General features: G+C 40.8%; 15 protein-coding genes, 1 tRNA gene and 1 riboswitch. Of the genes, 6 read left to right on the top strand and 10 right to left on the bottom strand.

Annotated elements, in window-relative coordinates; translation table 11 throughout:
- The first annotated feature begins 6 nt into the window (after positions 1 to 6).
- Together M1F63_RS04765 and mnmE are read left to right on the top strand one after the other, a co-directional pair.
- A complete protein-coding gene (locus M1F63_RS04765; protein ID WP_001117401.1) occupies positions 7 to 189 on the top strand; it encodes a 4-oxalocrotonate tautomerase in 183 nt (60 codons plus the stop codon).
- A gap of 134 nt (positions 190 to 323) precedes the next feature.
- Positions 324 to 1,697: a tRNA uridine-5-carboxymethylaminomethyl(34) synthesis GTPase MnmE gene (gene mnmE / locus M1F63_RS04760; RefSeq protein WP_247940845.1), complete on the top strand. Its 1,374-nt coding sequence runs from the start codon at positions 324 to 326 to the stop codon at positions 1,695 to 1,697.
- Between the two features lie 46 nt (positions 1,698 to 1,743).
- Here mnmE and dapA read toward each other — a convergent pair whose 3' ends face one another.
- From dapA to M1F63_RS04740, 4 genes are all read right to left on the bottom strand, one after another.
- Positions 1,744 to 2,679, bottom strand: coding sequence for a 4-hydroxy-tetrahydrodipicolinate synthase (gene dapA, locus M1F63_RS04755; protein ID WP_000121600.1), 936 nt, complete (start codon positions 2,677 to 2,679; stop codon positions 1,744 to 1,746).
- 56 nt (positions 2,680 to 2,735) lie between these two features.
- Positions 2,736 to 3,812, bottom strand: a complete 1,077-nt coding sequence (locus tag M1F63_RS04750; protein WP_000542496.1) for an aspartate-semialdehyde dehydrogenase — start codon at positions 3,810 to 3,812, stop codon at positions 2,736 to 2,738.
- A 389-nt stretch (positions 3,813 to 4,201) separates the two neighbouring features.
- Positions 4,202 to 4,274, bottom strand: a tRNA-Thr gene (locus M1F63_RS04745).
- Positions 4,275 to 4,379: 105 nt separating this feature from the next.
- Positions 4,380 to 4,892, bottom strand: a complete 513-nt coding sequence (locus tag M1F63_RS04740) for a QueT transporter family protein (protein ID WP_000737301.1) — start codon at positions 4,890 to 4,892, stop codon at positions 4,380 to 4,382.
- A riboswitch (PreQ1 riboswitch) is annotated at positions 4,890 to 4,986 on the bottom strand. It overlaps the preceding gene by 3 nt.
- Positions 4,987 to 5,014: 28 nt before the next feature.
- Here M1F63_RS04740 and M1F63_RS04735 point away from each other — a divergent pair.
- Together M1F63_RS04735 and mscL are read left to right on the top strand one after the other, a co-directional pair.
- Positions 5,015 to 5,452: a GtrA family protein gene (locus tag M1F63_RS04735; protein WP_002874529.1), complete on the top strand. Its 438-nt coding sequence runs from the start codon at positions 5,015 to 5,017 to the stop codon at positions 5,450 to 5,452.
- A gap of 79 nt (positions 5,453 to 5,531) precedes the next feature.
- Positions 5,532 to 5,912 (top strand): large conductance mechanosensitive channel protein MscL, encoded by a 381-nt coding sequence (gene mscL / locus M1F63_RS04730; protein WP_000910206.1) that lies wholly within the window; start codon positions 5,532 to 5,534, stop codon positions 5,910 to 5,912.
- Between the two features lie 41 nt (positions 5,913 to 5,953).
- Here the strand turns inward: mscL and hemH are convergent, their stop codons facing one another.
- A complete protein-coding gene (gene hemH, locus M1F63_RS04725; RefSeq protein ID WP_247940844.1) occupies positions 5,954 to 7,048 on the bottom strand; it encodes a ferrochelatase in 1,095 nt (364 codons plus the stop codon).
- Positions 7,049 to 7,200: 152 nt separating this feature from the next.
- Here hemH and pepT point away from each other — a divergent pair, with 152 nt between their 5' ends.
- Complete coding sequence (pepT, locus tag M1F63_RS04720; protein ID WP_247940843.1) at positions 7,201 to 8,424, top strand: peptidase T; 1,224 nt, start codon at positions 7,201 to 7,203, stop codon at positions 8,422 to 8,424.
- A gap of 37 nt (positions 8,425 to 8,461) precedes the next feature.
- Here pepT and M1F63_RS04715 read toward each other — a convergent pair whose 3' ends face one another.
- The 5 genes from M1F63_RS04715 to M1F63_RS04695 form a co-directional block, all read right to left on the bottom strand.
- Positions 8,462 to 11,509, bottom strand: coding sequence for a pneumococcal-type histidine triad protein (locus M1F63_RS04715; RefSeq protein WP_282184271.1), 3,048 nt, complete (start codon positions 11,507 to 11,509; stop codon positions 8,462 to 8,464).
- A 13-nt stretch (positions 11,510 to 11,522) separates the two neighbouring features.
- On the bottom strand, positions 11,523 to 12,440 hold the full coding sequence (locus tag M1F63_RS04710; protein WP_247940842.1) for a metal ABC transporter solute-binding protein, Zn/Mn family: 918 nt from the start codon (positions 12,438 to 12,440) through the stop codon (positions 11,523 to 11,525).
- Positions 12,441 to 12,635: 195 nt separating this feature from the next.
- Positions 12,636 to 15,167: a pneumococcal-type histidine triad protein gene (locus M1F63_RS04705; RefSeq protein ID WP_247940841.1), complete on the bottom strand. Its 2,532-nt coding sequence runs from the start codon at positions 15,165 to 15,167 to the stop codon at positions 12,636 to 12,638.
- A 246-nt stretch (positions 15,168 to 15,413) separates the two neighbouring features.
- A complete protein-coding gene (gene ptsP, locus M1F63_RS04700; protein ID WP_025171514.1) occupies positions 15,414 to 17,147 on the bottom strand; it encodes a phosphoenolpyruvate--protein phosphotransferase in 1,734 nt (577 codons plus the stop codon).
- Between the two features lie 5 nt (positions 17,148 to 17,152).
- Complete coding sequence (locus tag M1F63_RS04695) at positions 17,153 to 17,416, bottom strand: phosphocarrier protein HPr (RefSeq protein ID WP_000146948.1); 264 nt, start codon at positions 17,414 to 17,416, stop codon at positions 17,153 to 17,155.
- 363 nt (positions 17,417 to 17,779) lie between these two features.
- On the opposite strand from M1F63_RS04695, the gene nrdH reads away from it, so the two are divergent.
- Entirely contained in the window at positions 17,780 to 17,998 is a 219-nt protein-coding gene (gene nrdH, locus M1F63_RS04690) for a glutaredoxin-like protein NrdH (protein WP_000259240.1), read from the top strand.
- Positions 17,999 to 18,060 lie beyond the last annotated feature (62 nt).

Raw genomic sequence — 18,060 nt, 5'->3', positions numbered from 1 at the left:
GCTATTATGCCATTTGTACGCATCGATTTATTTGAAGGTCGCACGCTCGAGCAAAAGAAAGCTCTTGCTAAGGAAGTAACGGAAGCTGTTGTCCGTAATACTGGAGCCCCTCAATCAGCCGTTCATGTCATCATCAACGACATGCCAGAAGGAACTTACTTCCCACAAGGAGAAATGCGCACCAAATAAACTAGCTTAAGCAGAATTGCTTAGGCTTTTTCAATCTCCAAGTAGCATCCATTGAAGAAATAGCCTAAATTTGTTACAATTTGAAGAGATATTTGGATACCTATCCTAAGAAAAGAAATACAAAAGGAAATAGTATGATTACACGTGAATTTGATACCATCGCTGCTATCTCTACTCCACTAGGTGAAGGAGCCATTGGTATTGTCCGCCTGAGCGGAACAGATAGTTTTGCCATTGCGCAAAAGATTTTTAAAGGAAAAGACTTGAATCAGGTTGCTAGCCACACTCTTAATTACGGGCATATCGTCGACCCTCAAACTGGCAAGGTTATGGACGAGGTTATGATTGGTGCTATGAAGTCTCCAAAAACCTTCACTCGTGAGGATATTATCGAGATTAACACCCACGGTGGGATTGCAGTAACCAATGAAATTCTCCAGCTAGCTATTCGTGAAGGAGCTCGGTTGGCAGAACCTGGTGAATTTACCAAACGCGCCTTTCTAAACGGTCGCGTGGACTTGACACAGGCTGAGGCAGTGATGGACATCATCCGTGCCAAGACTGACAAGGCTATGAATATTGCAGTCAAACAATTGGACGGTTCACTTTCTGATCTTATCAATAATACTCGCCAAGAAATCCTCAATACACTTGCCCAAGTTGAGGTCAATATCGACTATCCTGAGTATGACGATGTTGAGGAAGCTACTACTGCAGTCGTCCGTGAGAAAACTATGGAGTTTGAGCAATTGCTAACCAATCTCCTTAGAACAGCTCGTCGTGGTAAAATCCTTCGTGAAGGAATTTCCACTGCTATCATCGGTCGTCCCAATGTTGGAAAATCCAGCCTCCTCAACAACCTCTTGCGTGAGGACAAGGCCATCGTAACGGACATCGCTGGTACTACCCGTGATGTCATCGAAGAATACGTCAACATCAACGGTGTACCACTTAAGTTGATTGATACTGCGGGTATCCGTGAAACAGATGACATCGTCGAACAAATCGGTGTTGAGCGTTCGAAAAAAGCCCTCAAGGAAGCTGACTTGGTACTACTAGTACTAAATGCCAGTGAACCACTGACCACCCAAGATCGCCAACTATTAGAAATCAGCCAAGATACCAACCGCATTATTCTGCTTAATAAAACTGATCTTCCTGAAGCAATTGAAACTTCAGAACTACCAGAAGATGTCATTCGCATTTCAGTCCTTAAAAACCAAAACATCGATAAGATTGAAGAACGCATTAATAACCTCTTCTTTGAAAATGCTGGTTTGGTTGAGCAAGATGCCACTTACCTATCTAATGCCCGTCATATTTCCTTGATTGAAAAGGCCGTTGAAAGTCTACAAGCTGTTAATGAAGGGCTGGAACTGGGGATGCCAGTTGATTTGCTTCAAGTTGACTTGACTCGTACTTGGGAAATTCTCGGTGAAATCACTGGAGATGCCGCACCTGATGAACTCATCACCCAACTCTTTAGCCAATTCTGTCTAGGAAAATAAGAAAAATCCATGATCCTTCTTTCTATCATGGATTTTATTGTCTTTATTAGTAATCTGGTCTAAGGACACCTGTTACAGTTGCCTTAGTTGCTTCGTAGTCGCCATCTACGACAACTTTGATAATGCGTTTAGCATCTTCTTCTGGTGCTGGAACTAGAGGTAATCGAGTTGGTCCAGCTTCGAATCCCATATAGTTAAGGACCGCCTTAACTGGAGCAGGACTTGGATAAGAGAAGAGGGCATTGACTTTAGGAATGAATTTACGCTGAATAGCTGCAGCTTTCTTCATATCGCTTTCTGCAATGGCAGTAAACATCTCGTGCATCTCATCTCCATTTGTATGGGAGGCAACAGAAATAACCCCATCCGCACCAAGGTTCATGGCATGGAAGGCATCTCCATCTTCACCTGTATAAATCAAGAACTCTTCTGGCTTGTGCTCAATCAAGTAAGCCATATTAGCCAAGCTGGTACATTCTTTAACACCGATGATATTTGGGTGGTCAGCCAAGCGAAGCATGGTTTCTGGAGTTAATTCAACAACTACACGCCCTGGAATGTTATAAATGATAATAGGTAAATCTGATGCATCTGCAATAGCTTTAAAGTGCTGATACATGCCTTCTTGAGAAGGTTTGTTGTAGTATGGTACGATCGCAAGTCCAGCAGCGAAGCCACCAAAGTCTGCTACTTCTTTGACAAACTCGATCGAGTCACGCGTATCATTGGTACCTACACCCGCAATCAAAGGAACACGTCCATTAACAATCTTTTGTACAGCCGCAAAGAGTTCCAACTCCTCATCGTGGGTCAAGGTCGGACTCTCAGCAGTCGTTCCAGCTAGAAGAATGCCGTCTGTGTGATGGGCCAATAAATGCTCAATCAAGGCTGGAATGGCATCAAAGTTGATGGAGCCATCCTCATGGAAAGGGGTAATAAAGGCCGTGATGATTTTACACTCTTTTAAATCTTGATAAGACATGAGAAACACCTCTCTATTTCAAAGAAGGAGTTCATCTGAACTCCTAAACGATATGACTATTTTAATTCAAATTTCAACTCAGCTGTTGGACGAACCAATCCACGTTCATGAAGCGTTTCTGCAATCTGAACTGAGTTCCAGGCAGCACCTTTGAGAAGGTTATCTGAAACAACCCACATGTGGATTCCTTTTTCTGCATCCAAGTCTTTACGGATACGACCAACAAAGGTATCACGTGAACCAACTGCATTGATGGCTTGTGGATAGATTTGATGAGCTACATCATCTTCAAGAACTGCACCTGGGAAGGCTGCGATAGCTGCTTTCACTTCTTCGATTGGGGCCACTTCTTTTGTTTCGATATAAACTGACTCAGAGTGAGCTGATAAGACTGGAATACGAACACATGTTGCAGACACTGCGATGCTGTCATCTTCCATGATTTTCTTCGTTTCCTTGGTCATCTTCATCTCTTCGTAAGTGTAATCATTGTCTGTGAAGACATCGATTTGCGGAAGAGCGTTAAAGGCGATAGGATAGTGTTTCTTGTCACCACCTGAAGGCAAGATTTCCGCATGCAAATCACGTGGATTCACACCATCATTCAAGACTTCACGAAGTTCACGTTGTGTTTCAAGAATAGCTCCCATACCTGCACCAGAGACTGCTTGGTAAGTTGAAACGATGATACGATCCAAGCCCCATGTTTGACGAACAGGCTCAAGAGCCACCATCATTTGGATTGTTGAACAGTTAGGGCAGGCAATGATTCCGTTGTGGGCATCAAGTGCATGAGCATTGACCTCTGGAACAACCAAAGGAACATCTGGATTTTGACGGAAATAAGATGTGTTATCTACTACTACTGCCCCAGCTTGAACTGCGTATGGTGCATACTTAGCTGATGTCGAACCACCTGCTGAGAAGAGTGCAATATCAACACCCTCAAAGGCTGTCTCAGTTGTTTCTTCAATCGTAATATCTTGGTCTTTAAATTTCAAAGTTTTGCCTGCTGAACGTGCAGAAGCAAGGTAACGAATTTTATCGATTGGAAGTGTTGATTCTTCCAACATTTTTATCATCTGAGCTCCGACAGCACCTGTCGCGCCGACTACAGCAACTGTATATCCCATAAATAACCTCTTTCGGAATTTTCTAAAAATTTCTATAATAGATGTATTATACTACTTTTTCCAGAAATTGAAAAGCATTTTTAGACTATATTTTCTGAAAACTAAAAATCCCTAGTCATTGACCAGGGACTAAGAGGCATCTTCATGTGATGAGCAGGTTCACACAACTCATCAAGGTCCGCTCCTGCGTTGTGACCTCCTTATGCTCAATAGCAGTCCGAAGACTACCTATCGACTCATCGCATCTACTATTCTACTAGATAGAGTCACTTTTGTCAACAGCCAAAACGCTTTGCTTCATTTATACAGGTGCATAAGAAATATCTTTGAAAAATTTGGGGCAGACATAACAAAAACCCTTGTAAATAAGGGTTTTTCTATCTATTTAATGCTAATTGCCGGGATTGAACCGGCGACCTCATCCTTACCATGGATGCGCTCTGCCAACTGAGCTAAATCAGCTTACCTAAAAAGTATACTATAGTTCTATGTTCTTGTCAAGCGCTCTCTTTTAATTTTATGGAATGAAAAAAGCTAGATTTAGCAATAATCTAGCTTATAAACTTCTTATTTTGTTAGATCGATTCGCTGTCCCAGTTTACCAATCAAAATCGCTCCCACAATAAGTGATGCAAACTCACCAATTCCAGTAGAGAACCATGTGAAGAAGAAGGGAGCTTCTGTCAAAATATGGAGTTCAGCTGCAATGGTAATCATTGAAATGGAGAAGAGGATTGAAAAGAAGAAATGATCTTTTCGAATCAATCCGTTAAAGAGGTAATCTTTGCTGTATTTTGCAAAGAGCCATACCCCTAGACTAAGGAAAACTAGGGTAGAACCTCCACCAACAAAGACATCTATTAGGCCAAAACTACTAAATAAATTAGCAATCATACATCCAATTGTCACACCAAAAATGTATTTAGGGTTATAAAATGCCAAGAAATTCAGCATTTCTGAAATACGGAACTGATACGCCCCAAAACTAAGAACATTGATTGGTGGCGTAATAGTCAAAACTACATAGATCGCAGCAACGATAGCGATGTCTGCCATGTCGCGAACAGTTAATTTTTTCATGTTTTCTCCTTTAGCGGTTTCCCGCGTAAAATATGCTTGGTGAAAGAAGCTAAGCACCAAGGGTTGAGGTTATCAACCTTACTAGTATAGCACATTAGCCAGTTTTATGCTATACTAAAATCATGAAAAATCAAATAAAAGCTTTCTTTGATAATGAAATCCTTGCCTATCTTTTTTTTGGTGGCGCTACTACTCTGGTTTCTATTGTATCACGTTTGGTTATTTACCATATCAGCCACCAGGAAATCCTCGCAACTGCCCTCGCAAATATTATCGGGATTCTCTTTGCCTTTCTCACAAATGATACAATCGTCTTTAAACAAGAGAGAAGGAATTGGCCAACCCGCCTGGCTAAGTTTTTCTTAGCTCGTCTTTCTACTCTTGGTCTTGACGTTCTTTTAACTTATATCTTTGTTACAACTTTCCCTGATATTATTGGCCAGTTTGTCGAATTTAATATAGATAGGGTTAATACGATTGAAACTATTCTAGCACAAATCTTGATCATCATTTTAAACTATATTTTCAGTAAAATCTATATTTTTAAAGGGAACAACTGACCACTTTGAGCGTTCAAGTTGCTTTTTGTCACAATTTAGGATATAATAAATTAGAAAATTAGGAAAGGAATTTATGAAAATGTTAAAGGATCTTAAAGAATTTTTGCTTCGTGGTAATGTCGTTGACCTTGCTGTCGGTGTGATCATTGCCTCTGCATTTGGTGCTATCGTTACTTCATTTGTTAACGATATCATCACTCCACTTCTATTGAACCCAGCTTTGGAAGCTGCGAAAGTACAAAACATCGCTGAGCTTGCATGGAATGGTGTTACATATGGTAAATTCTTGAGTGCTATTATCAACTTTCTCGTTGTAGGTACTGTGCTTTTCTTCGTTATTAAAGCTATGGAAAAAGCGCAAAACCTTCGTAAGAAAGAGGAAGTGGTTGAGGAAGCACCTGCTGCTCCAACTGAACTTGAAGTTCTTCAAGAAATCAAAGCTCTTCTTGAGAAAAAATAATCGATTAAAAGGATCTAGCACAAAGCTAAATCCTTTTTTCTTTACTCTTTTGGTAACTTCCCAGCCTTTTCGAGCATTTTCTTAATTAAGTACGGCATCTTCACATTTTCACGGCCTTTTTTCTCAATGAGCTTTTTGACAAATTCTGGCATCTGAAGGTCGTCTATCTCCTCCATGATGTCCTTGGTAGTTGTCGAAGGAGCTAACTCATCAAAAGTTTCTTCTTCTGGGAGAAAAGCTTTAAATTCTTTGTGTTCATTGGCTCTTACAGTAGCAACTAAAGCGCCAATTAAACGGCTATCCGTATTGGGCATAGGTGGACGATGGTAGGTGACATCTATTTCTTGACACAAATCATAACATTCCACATCATTATCAAACAAGACTTCGATGTGCTCACTGATAAAGCTAATCGGGACAAAAATATAATGCTCTGGATGTTGCTTTTGTTCTCGTAAATATTCTAAGACATCTGGCTTGATCCAAGGAATTCCAATATCGCTTTCGCTCTGCCAAGTATTGGTATACTGGTCGGCTGTTAGGCCGAGTTGTTCAGCAATTAGCTTGCTATTATCGAAAATCTGATCGATATATGGATCTCCATAGTCTAAGGCAAAAATGGGAACACTGTGTGCTGAAAAGATTACCTTGAAAGATTCTTCTCCAACATGGTTTCGTAAAATTTTTCTAATCTCGTCAGTCCAGAAGTCCAGCAAAGGCTGTTGTTGATACCAGTCCTTAATGACTAAAAATCGGATCTGCTGGCTTTCCAAAAACTTTTCATACCCCATGACTGAGTAAAAAGAATAATGAGGTTCCAAAATCAAGCAGATACATTCTTCAACACCATCAGCTTCCATCTGCTTAATCACATCTGGAATAAAGGGTTTGGAAAACTTATTAGCAAAATAAACACTATACTCATTCCCCAGTCTAGCTTCTACCAAGGCAACCTCTTGACGGGTAATTTTTTGCAGAGGCGTGCCACCAATTCGTACATAATTATCATAGAGAGTCTGAATCTCGTGGTCTTGGGGTCTAACTCCACGACGAATGTTTGTGAAAAAATCAGCCACACCTTCAAAAGTAATCTCTTCTGGAGAACCGAAAGTCATCATTAGAATTGCTTTTTTCATAATCACTTCCTTGTGATATTTTTATCAAGTTCATTTTACCATTAATTCGTTGATAAGTAAACGCTAACATTGTATATTCCCCTAACTTCTGTCTTTTGTTTTTCTCTTCTTTCTATGATACAATGGAAAAAATGAATTCAAAAGGAGTTTTTATGAATTACCCGAACCTTTTAGAACGGTTTTTGACCTATGTCAAGGTCAATACGCGTTCTGACGAACACTCTACTACTACTCCAAGTACGCAAAGTCAGGTTGACTTCGCAACCAATGTTCTTATCCCCGAAATGAAACGTGTCGGTCTGCAAAATGTTTACTACCTTCCAAATGGTTTTGCTATTGGGACCTTACCAGCAAACGATCCAAGCTTGACACGCAAGATTGGCTTCATCTCCCACATGGATACAGCTGACTTTAATGCTGAGGGCGTTAACCCGCAAGTCATCGAAAACTACGATGGTGGAGCTATCGACTTAGGTGATTCTGGCTTTAAACTAGATCCTACTGATTTCAAGAGCCTTGAAAAATATCCAGGTCAAACGCTTATCACAACAGATGGTACGACCTTGCTAGGTGCTGATGACAAGTCAGGGATTGCTGAGATTATGACTGCTATTGAATATCTGACTGCTCATCCCGAAATCAAACACTGTGAGATTCGAGTTGGTTTTGGTCCAGATGAAGAAATCGGTGTTGGAGCTAACAAGTTTGATGCTGATGACTTTGACGTTGACTTTGCCTATACTGTTGATGGTGGTCCGCTAGGAGAACTTCAGTACGAGACTTTCTCAGCAGCAGCTGCTGAACTCCATTTCCAAGGGCGCAATGTCCACCCTGGTACTGCTAAAAGACAGATGGTCAATGCCCTTCAGCTAGCGATTGATTTTCATAATCAACTTCCAGAGAATGACAGACCTGAACTGACAGATGGTTATCAAGGTTTCTATCATCTTATGGATGTGACAGGTAGTGTCGAGGAGGCGCGTGCAAGCTACATCATTCGTGACTTTGAAAAGGATTCCTTTGAAGCTCGTAAAGCAGCTATGCAGTCTATTGCTGATAAGATGAATCAAGAGCTTGGGAATGATCGCGTTAGCTTGACTCTGACTGACCAGTACTACAATATGAAGGAAGTCATTGAGAAAGACATGACGCCTGTTACTATTGCTAAGGCTGTTATGGAAGATTTAGGTATCACGCCAATTATCGAACCAATCCGTGGCGGAACAGATGGGTCTAAGATTTCCTTTATGGGCATTCCAACTCCAAATATCTTTGCTGGTGGTGAAAACATGCATGGACGTTTTGAATACGTCAGCCTTCAGACTATGGAGCGTGCGGTGGATACCATCATTGGTATTGTATCTTATAAAGTCTAAAAAAAGACGAGGTAGCTCAGCTACTTCGCCTTTCTTTTTATTCATTTGGTTGAGCACTTGGCTCAGACTCACTTTGCGCTTGCTTTTCTGTTGGTTGAGAAGCAGCTGTTTCACTGTCTTTCTCAGACTTAGATTGGCTATCAGTTTCACTTGCTTTTGAACGGAGTTCCTGGTTCAAGCTAATGATTTCTTTAGCTAGAGTGAGGAGACCTTCTTTATCACTGCTTTTGACTGCAAGTTGATCAAATAGCCCATCAACACGTTCAAAGTCAGCATCGGATCCTTTGTTATCCTCTAAGTACTTGTGAAGAGAGAGCAAGACATTATAGAGTTTTTGATAGATAATCACTGTTTGTGGATCTTGTTCTGCTTCTTTTTTCTCTCGTTGGATAGTCGCTGCAATACGATTCAAGAGATCCTCAAGTTGTGTTTTAGCTTCGTCAAGGTCTGCATTTTCCTTTTCAGTAGCCGCTTTGATATTAGCTGCTTCTTCAGCTAGGGATTGTTTGACACCATCTTCTTTGACACGTGCTAGGAGTTGGGCAGCTTTAGTTAGGAGAGTATCCACTTCTTCCTTCTTAACATGGCTAACCCGCTCTTCTGGCATAAAATCACCGTAGAGTTCTTTTAGGAATTCATAGATGGCGGTCTTAGCAGTTTGACTATCTACTTTTTCCGTATCTAGAATAGTCTTACCAGCTTTTGTAGATACGGGTTCTTCTTTGAGAGCCTCTTCTACTTCTAGCTTAGTTTGGTAAATAGTTGGGAATAGCTTGTTCAAGTCGGTTGCTTTTAGAAAAGATTGTGACTGGTAAAGTTCCCATGTCAATTTAGCAACACGGTTTCGAAGTTCTTCTCTCAAACGACCATCAGATACATGTTCATAGAAATACTTGATGTACTCTACTGTTGTAACCCCTGTCCGATCTCGGAAATCTTGCAAGGCCTGAAGTTTCGCTTCAATGGCAGCCAACTCTGTCTCATCCTGAGCTAGTTTTGCTTCCTGCAAATGTACCAAAAGATCTTTCTTAGGCAAGCCATAAGTATCTGTATCCAGTGTATTGATCTTATCTACAAGGGCTTGATACTTCTTATCTAAAGGTGAAGTTTCAACTGGTGCCACACTTTGATCCACATGGATGTATTGTTTATCAAAGAGATCCAAGGCTGCTAGGTATCCAGCAGTTGAGTTTGTTGCCAGTTTTTTCATATTTTCGGTGAACTGCCCCAAAGCAAGTTCAACCCGTCTCTGCATGATTGGCTGGTCTTTGTAGAGATTTCTGCTATCTGCTAACAGTTGATCCACCTTAGATAGAACTGTTTGTTCATCAAATGCTCCAGGTTGATAGGTCGATTGTAGGGCTGGAATCTTATTTTTCAAAGCTACTTCATAGCCCTTAGTTTGAACCTTGATGTAGTGATTGTGGTCTCCGTGAGGAATCACAAAACTACCACTTTCTACCTGTAAACTATAAGGAGATACCCCATCACGTAGGGCAGTCGTATACAGTTCATTTAGGAAATCCAGTTCTGGGTTCCCAGTTTGGAGAGGAATACGAACATGTTCTTTTCGAACAGCATAGGGATGGATATGGGTTGGATCATAGGCTTGATCCGGATTTCCAAAGACAAAGAATCCATTTGAAATACGAATCGCTTCGAGCGGAACCCCGTAGGTCTGTGAGATATACTTGATTTTTTCTTCATCGCTAGCATCTCTTGAGAAACTTTCCACAGTCTTTGCAAGTGGTTGAACGTGCTGAGGCTGATGATTTTCTTTCAAGTGATTTTGGGCAGCTTTGATTTGGGCTGCAGTCAAGTCCTTCTTAAAGAAATAATGAGCGTGATCTCCATGAGAAACTACAAAACCTTGCTCATCCTCACTGATAACGCGATCAGCTGCAAAGCCATGATCATGTTCTTCACCATGATGATGGTCATGCTCCTCTCCATCATGGTCATGATCTTCATGATTGGTCCCTTGACTTCCATGGTCACCGTCTTGGTCATGAGAATGATTTGGCTGAGCTGGATGCTCTGCTGGTTTGCTTGGATTTTCCAAAGGTGTTGGTTTCCCACTGTCGCTAGATAAAGGAATCATTCGCGCAATCTTTTCTTCCAAGGCAGAAAGCTTTGTATATGGGATGAAATGATAGTGATTTCCGTGTGGAATCGCCACACCACTCGGCGTTCTACTTGAAATCTTAGCAGGGTCAAAAACCAAGCCATCTGATTCAGCATAACGTTGACTGCTTGGAAGAGCATAGAGTTGCTGCAATAGACTCTGTAAGCTCTCTTCTGGATTGCTTGGTCTTTCAGCTTCTTGACTCGGATTGCTAGTTTGACTAGTTGTGTTTGGACTCGGACGATAGTCAGTCACACTTGCTTGTTTTCTAGTTCCAGAGAGGTAGGCTTGGGCAGCTGCCAATTCGCCAGCAGACAAGGAACTCTTTGGGATATAGTGATAATGTCCACCATGAGGGACAATATAAGCATCACCAGTATCCTCTATAATATCAGATGGATTAAAGATGTACCCATCATCAGTGGTATAGCGACCTTGCGATTGAGCAAGCGCCACTGCACTGTTAGAGGTTGGTGCATCATGAGTATGACCTTGTTTTTGGCGCTCAATTTCGTCCTTCGTACGAATATTATCAGCATGAGCCGCATCTTTAAGGTAGACATAATACTTACCATCCACCTTGATAATGTAGCCACCTTTGATTTCGTTGACAATATCAGCGTCTTTCAGTTGATAATTGGCATCTTTCATCAACAGTTCTTCGCTGAAAATCGCATCAAAAGGAACTTTACCATTGTAATAATGGAAGTGATCACCATGCGAAGTCACATAACCTTGATCGGTGATTTTAACGACAATTTGTTCAGCCTGAATGTCTTCTTTTTTGCTAACTTGGTCTGGTGTCTGGGTCTCTGTTTTTTGAGAATCTTGCTTCCCATCAACATAAGACACACGGTTATTATCTTTGTTTCCTTCTACCTGGTGTTGGTTCAATGCATAGATGCAAAGGCTTAGGGAAAGGACAAGAGCCAATCCTGCTGCAAGGTATTTCTTCTTCATTTTTATCATCTCCTCATTTTAATTCTTCTGCAAGAACATTCATATTTTCTTCTAGATTTTCTAGGTAAGTTTTGTCATTTTGTGGGTCTGCCTCTAAAGGATTCAGAGTTTTAAGACCCACACCTGTTGATTTGACAAGAGTTTCAGCTACTTTTGAAGAAGCGTTACTTTCTGTAAATATCGTTTTAACCTTATAGGTTTTAACAAATTCCTGAATTTCTGTTAGTTGTCTTGGACTTGGTTCTTGTTCTGGAGAAATGCCTGCAATACCAAGTTGATTAAGTCCAAATCTTTTAGCAAGATAAGAAAAAGCTGTATGTTGTGTTACAAATGTCTTCTGACTCGCTTTTTCAAATTTAGGCTGGAATTTCTTAGTCAATTCTTGAGCTTTTTTGATAAAGGCTTGCGCATTTTTCTGGTAAGTTTCTTTATGCTCACTATCAACCTCTGAGAGTTTATCAGCTATAATCTGAGCTTCTTCGCCAGCTTTTTCAGGATCTAGCCAAGTATGAGGATCATAGAGCGTTTTTTCGTCAACTCCATCCCCTGCTTCCACATCTTCTAGTCCAGGAACGCGGTCTAAAGTCATTCCCTCAGATGCTTCTAAAACTTTAACTTTAGATTTTTTAAGATTGGGATCCAGACTTCCTGCCCAAGATTCCAGCGTATGCGAGTGGTAGACAAAGACATCCGCATCATAGATGGCTGCAATATCATTTGCTGAAGGTTCAAAGGAGTGAATTCCGCTACTTGACTGAATCATTCGAACATCATTCAAGTCACCTGATACCTCTTTGACCATGGCATAGATTGGGTAAAAACTTGTTACAATCTTCACTCCTCTTGCTTCTTGTTTTTCTTTTTGGCTACATGCTCCTAAGACAAGAACCAACAGACCTGCCATTAATAATAGAAATGTTCTTTTTTTCATCATTACTCCTTAACTAGTATTTAACCATTTAATTAACTAGTAAATAGTTTATCTTTATTTACACCATATGTCAAGATATTTTACATATTTTCATGAAAAAAATGAGAACTAGAACTTACATTCTGTTCTCATTTTCGATTTTAACTTTTCTAGTTCTCCTATCCTGTTTTTAGGATCTAGAAAATGCTACTACCTTTACTTGCTCTCCTTTAATAAAGCCAACAACTTTTCAGCCTCAGCCATAATGGTATTGTTATCCTTAGCACCAAATAGCAGGTTATTTTTTAAGCCAGTGAGAGTTTCTTTTGCATTGGACTTGATAATGGGGTCTTGGATCTTTGCAAGGAGCTCTTCAGCCTCTCTCAACTTCGCTTCAACCTTTTCAGTCTCGACCTGAGGTTCTTCTGGTTCCTCTGGTGATTCTTCTTCCGGCTCCTCAGTTGGTTTTGGAGATTCTGGTTTCTCACTTTGAGGCTTCTCTTCGCGTGGCTTTTCTTCCTCAGCTTTGTCTGTCCGAGGTTTCTCCTCTGATGGTTTTTCCGTTTGATTGGTATCAGCTGGACCATTTTGGTTTCTTTGAACATGGTCACTTGCATTGCCCCAACCACTATCTGAATGCGGACGTTCGTTTGGATGTTCGACATAGTACTTGACAGTCGCAAAGAGATCTTCTAGACTATACCCCTTAGGTGCCTCATAAAGTCCTTCGTCAAACCACTCAAATTTGATGTTATGGTAATGGTCATAATGAGGAATGATTAAACTACCGTTTTTAACTTCCACGGTATGTTGGAGATTGTAAGGTATACGATCAAGGGGCACCTTCTTAGCTGCTTTCACGCGATTGTAGATAGCTTCTGCTCCTTTAGCCTCCGTATTTCCTGAATCCTGATGGTTATTCGAAGGAGGTGTCAAACCTTTCTCTTTAGCATAAGCCTGGGCTGTCGCTCTTTCGGCTTCAGACAAACTATCTTTTTTAATCCAATGGCTATGGGTCATATGTGGAGTTACATAGGCATCCCCCTCGTCACTGGTGATATCACGAGGATCAAAGATATAGCCATCTTCTGTTGTATACTTGCCTGCCAACTTGGCTACTTGAATCTCATCATCTGTGTAAGCTATTTGCGCATTTGGTTTTCCTAAACGTTCTGGATGACGAATCGGTGCTAAGAAAGCAAGAATATCATCCACTAACTTGACTTTATCACTTGAAGCATCATTGAGTCGTTCCAAGAGTTTATCCAAAGCCTCAAAATCAGCTTGGCGCCCTTTATTATCAAGTAAGTCCTGATGAATTCTTGCTAGTAAATCATAAGCCTTATTGTAAAATCCTCGATCACCAGATGGGAGATTGGTTTTCTTAGCTCCTAGCTTATGAGACAAACTTTCTTGCTTGTCTAATTTACTATCAATGGCTGCTGCAGTTTCTGCTGAAAGTTCCTTGGCAGGAATATAACGAGATGTTCCATTCTCCTCAAATACATAACCATCATCTACTTTTCGAATCACCTGTTTAACTAATTTTTCATCAATTGGATTGCTTGGAGTTGGTTGAGGAGTTGGTGCAGGTTTCGGGCTTGGACTAGGTTCCGGAGTCGGTTGTGGACTTGGTTCTTCTGGTCTTGAGTCCGGCACCCTATGGTCCGAACTGTACTGAAGAGGAATAATACGAGCGATTCGTTCTTCCAATTCAGACATCTGTGAATAAGGGATGAAATGGTAATGGTTCCCATGAGGCACAGCAACTCCTCTAGCTGTTCGACTTGTAATCTGTGCTGGGTCGAAGACAAGACCATCAGATTCTACGTGTCGTTGGCTGAGTGGCAAGGCATAAAGTTGTTTCAGAAGGCCATCAATATCCTCATCGCTTTGATTTGCTTGGCTATCGTCGCTACTGTTGTTAGCTGTGTTCGTATAGCTGTTTCCTTTTTTATTATAGGATGGGGTCCATCTATCTACATCGCTGCTAGCACTGTTGTTATTGGTACGGCTATAAGTAGGCGTATTTGATTGGCCACTTCTACCAGATAGAAAGGCTTCTGCTGCAGCCAATTCGCTGGCAGACAAGTCACTCTTAGGAATATAGTGGAAGTGATTGCCATGAGGAACGATATAGGCATCACCTGTATCTTCTATGATATCAGAGGCATTAAAGATGTAGCCATCGTCTGTGGTGTAGCGTCCCTGTGAACGTGCCAAGGCTACCGCGCCATCATTTGCTGAAGTTCCTCCTTCACGATGCTGACTATGCTCTTGCTTTTGTCGATTAATTTCTTCTTTCGTACGGACATTATCTGCATGGGCTGCATCCTTAAGGTAGACATAGTATTTTCCATCTACCTTGATGACATAACCACCCTTGATTTCACTGACAATATCCTCGTCCTTGAGCTGGTAGTTTGGATCCTTCATCAGCAACTCTTCACTGAAAATCGCATCATAAGGAACCTTACCATTGTAATAATGATAGTGGTCGCCATGTGAAGTGACATAGCCTTGGTCTGTTATCTTGATGACGATTTGCTCTGCATTGATTCCTTCACGTTTGCTAACCTCATCAGGAGTCAGATTCTCCGTTTTTTGTGCCGCTTGTTTTCCATCTATATAGGAAACACGATTATTTTCCTTGACAGTTCTGGCTTGATACAGTCCCAACTCATAAGAACAGACACTTAAAATTAAAGCCGCCACAGAACCAGCTAGGTATTTTTTATTAATTTTCATCGAAACTCTCTTTCTTTTTTAATATTTCTATTTGCAATTCATTTCTAAATTGCAGAAACTCCTCTCTATTGCTTAACTGGTTAATAGTTTACTCCTAAATTTGCAACTTGTCAAGAATTTTATGAACCAGTTAAGTGTTTTTTTATTCTTCACCGCTACTTTCTCTAGAATGGACTTTATATAAAAAAGATTTTCTTGAAAATTCTTTAAAAAAATCCCTGCAACTGAGTTGCAAGGATTTTTCGATTAATCAAAATTAACGTATTCTTTTTGAAGTTCAAGAACTTCTTCCATTGTTGAACATTCTGTAAGGGCACGGTTTGCGTACTCTTCCATCTTAGCTGTATCGAGTTTCTTCATCAAGCTACGTGTACGAAGGACAGATGTTGCTGACATAGAGAACTCATCCAAGCCCATTCCGACAAGAAGGGGAACAGCTTTTTGGTCACCAGCCATCTCACCACACATACCAGCCCATTTACCTTCAGCGTGAGCTGCCTTGATAACATTGTTGATCAAGCGTAGGATTGATGGGTTGTATGGTTGGTAAAGGTATGAAACTTGCTCGTTCATACGGTCTGCTGCCATTGTGTATTGGATCAAGTCGTTTGTACCAATTGAGAAGAAGTCAACTTCTTTAGCAAATTGGTCTGCAAGCATAGCCGCTGCAGGAATCTCAATCATGATACCAACTTGGATATTATCCGCAACTGCAACACCTTCAGCAAGAAGGTTTGCTTTTTCTTCGTCAAAGACTGCTTTCGCTGCACGGAATTCTTTCAAGAGCGCAACCATTGGGAACATGATACGCAATTGACCGTGAACAGACGCACGAAGAAGGGCACGGATTTGTGTGCGGAACATAGCATCTCCAGTCTCAGAGATAGAGATACGAAGGGCACGGAATCCAAGGAATGGGTTCATTTCGTGAGGCATATCGAAGTAAGGAAGTTCCTTATCTCCACCGATATCCATTGTACGAACGACAACAGGTTTACCGTTCATTCCTTCAAGTACAGCCTTGTAAGCTTCGTATTGCTCGTCTTCTGTTGGGAAGTCTTGAGAATCCATGTACAAGAACTCTGTACGGTAAAGACCAACAGCTTCAGCACCGTTGTCATTGACACCTTCAACGTCTTTTGGAGTACCGATGTTGGCAGCCAATTCAAAGTGTTTGCCATCAGCAGTTACTGTTTTAGCATCTTTCAAGAGAGCCCATTCAGCTTTTTGTTTCGCATAAGCTTCACCAGCAGCCTTGAATTCAGCCGCTTGCTCATCAGTTGGGTTGATAATAACCTCACCTGTGATACCGTTAACGGCAAGAATATCACCGTCTTTAACGATTTCAGTGATGTTGTTTGTACCCAATACTGCTGCAATTTCAAGCGTACGCGCCATGATAGCTGAGTGGCTTGTACGACCACCAATGTTGGTTACAAAAGCTTTTACAAAGTTTTTGTCCAATTGAGCTGTATCTGAAGGAGTCAAGTCATGGGCAATGACGATTACTTCTTCATTGATAGAAGCTGGGTTTGGCAATTTTTTACCAAGGAGGTTGGCCAATACACGTTTTGTCACGTCGCGGATATCCGCTGCGCGTTCTTGCATGTATGGGTTGTCTTCCATGCCTTCAAAGATAGTGATAAACATGTCTGTCACTTCTTTCAGACCTGCTTCTGCATTCACTTTCTTCGCACGGATTGTTTCCTTGATTTGGCTGATCATTTCTGGGTCAGCAAGAACCATTAAGTGAGCGTCAAAAACTTGAGCTGCTTCTTCACCGAGCGTACCTACTGCTTTCTCGCGAATAACAGAAAGCTCGTCTTGTGATGCTTGTAGAGCGGCATCAAGGCGAGCTTCTTCTGCGTTTGTATCTTCGACTGTAATAGTCTCAAATGACAAATCCGGTTGAACGAGTAGATATGCTTTTGCAACTGCAACACCATCAGATGCTGCGATTCCTTTAAGCATTTCTGTCATTTTCCTTATGCCAATCCTTCTTTTTCCATAGTTTCAGTGATAGCAGCGATTGCGTCGTCAGCATCTGCACCTTCAGCTGAAATTGTAACGTCAGCACCTTGGCCAACACCAAGACTCATAACACCCATGATAGATTTAAGGTTTACTGATTTACCTTTGTATTCAAGAGTGATATCTGAAGCAAATTTGCTAGCTGTTTGAACCAACAATGTTGCTGGACGTGCGTGAATACCTGTTTCTGCCACTACGTGGAAATCTTTAGAAGCCATAGTTTGACTCTCCTTTAGTTATTTCTTTTTTTGGATTATATGTGATAACCCTTACAAGACTGTATTATATCACCTTCTAGATTATTTTTCAAGTGTTTTATGGACTTTCTTCTATTTCCTTTCAGATAACTTGCTGAAAATCTTCTATTTATCTTACCAATATACAGTATATAGTTTTTTTGTTTTGATAAACTTTGATAGTTCAATGAAAACCCAATTTTACACTCTGACAAAACACTATATATTGTGCTTTGTTTTTGAAACTGTAACTTTTTAGCACAAGATTTAGTTTAAAAAGTTTGACAAAGTTTTTTTTTCTGATATACTAAGAAAGTAATCTATTTTGAAAGAGGAGTTACGAAAATGGTAACCGTTTATTCTAAAAACAACTGTGTCCAATGTAAGATGACCAAGCGTTTCTTGGACAGCAACAATGTCGCTTATCGTGAGATCAATCTCGACGAGCAACCAGAGTACATCGATCAAGTTAAAGAGCTCGGTTTCAGCGCAGCTCCTGTTATCCAAACACCAACTGAAGTCTTTTCAGGCTTCCAACCAGGAAAACTGAAACAATTAGCATAATCTTAGTACATCATCCAGAAGAGATTGCTTCTAGGGCTAACTTAGAGGCCTTTCTTTTGTAA

Source organism: Streptococcus oralis (genome assembly GCF_023109155.1).
In the GTDB taxonomy this organism is placed as follows: domain Bacteria; phylum Bacillota; class Bacilli; order Lactobacillales; family Streptococcaceae; genus Streptococcus; species Streptococcus oralis_BZ.
The sequence above is the reverse complement of the archived record's forward strand: the minus strand, read 5'-3'. Positions and strand labels throughout refer to the sequence as shown.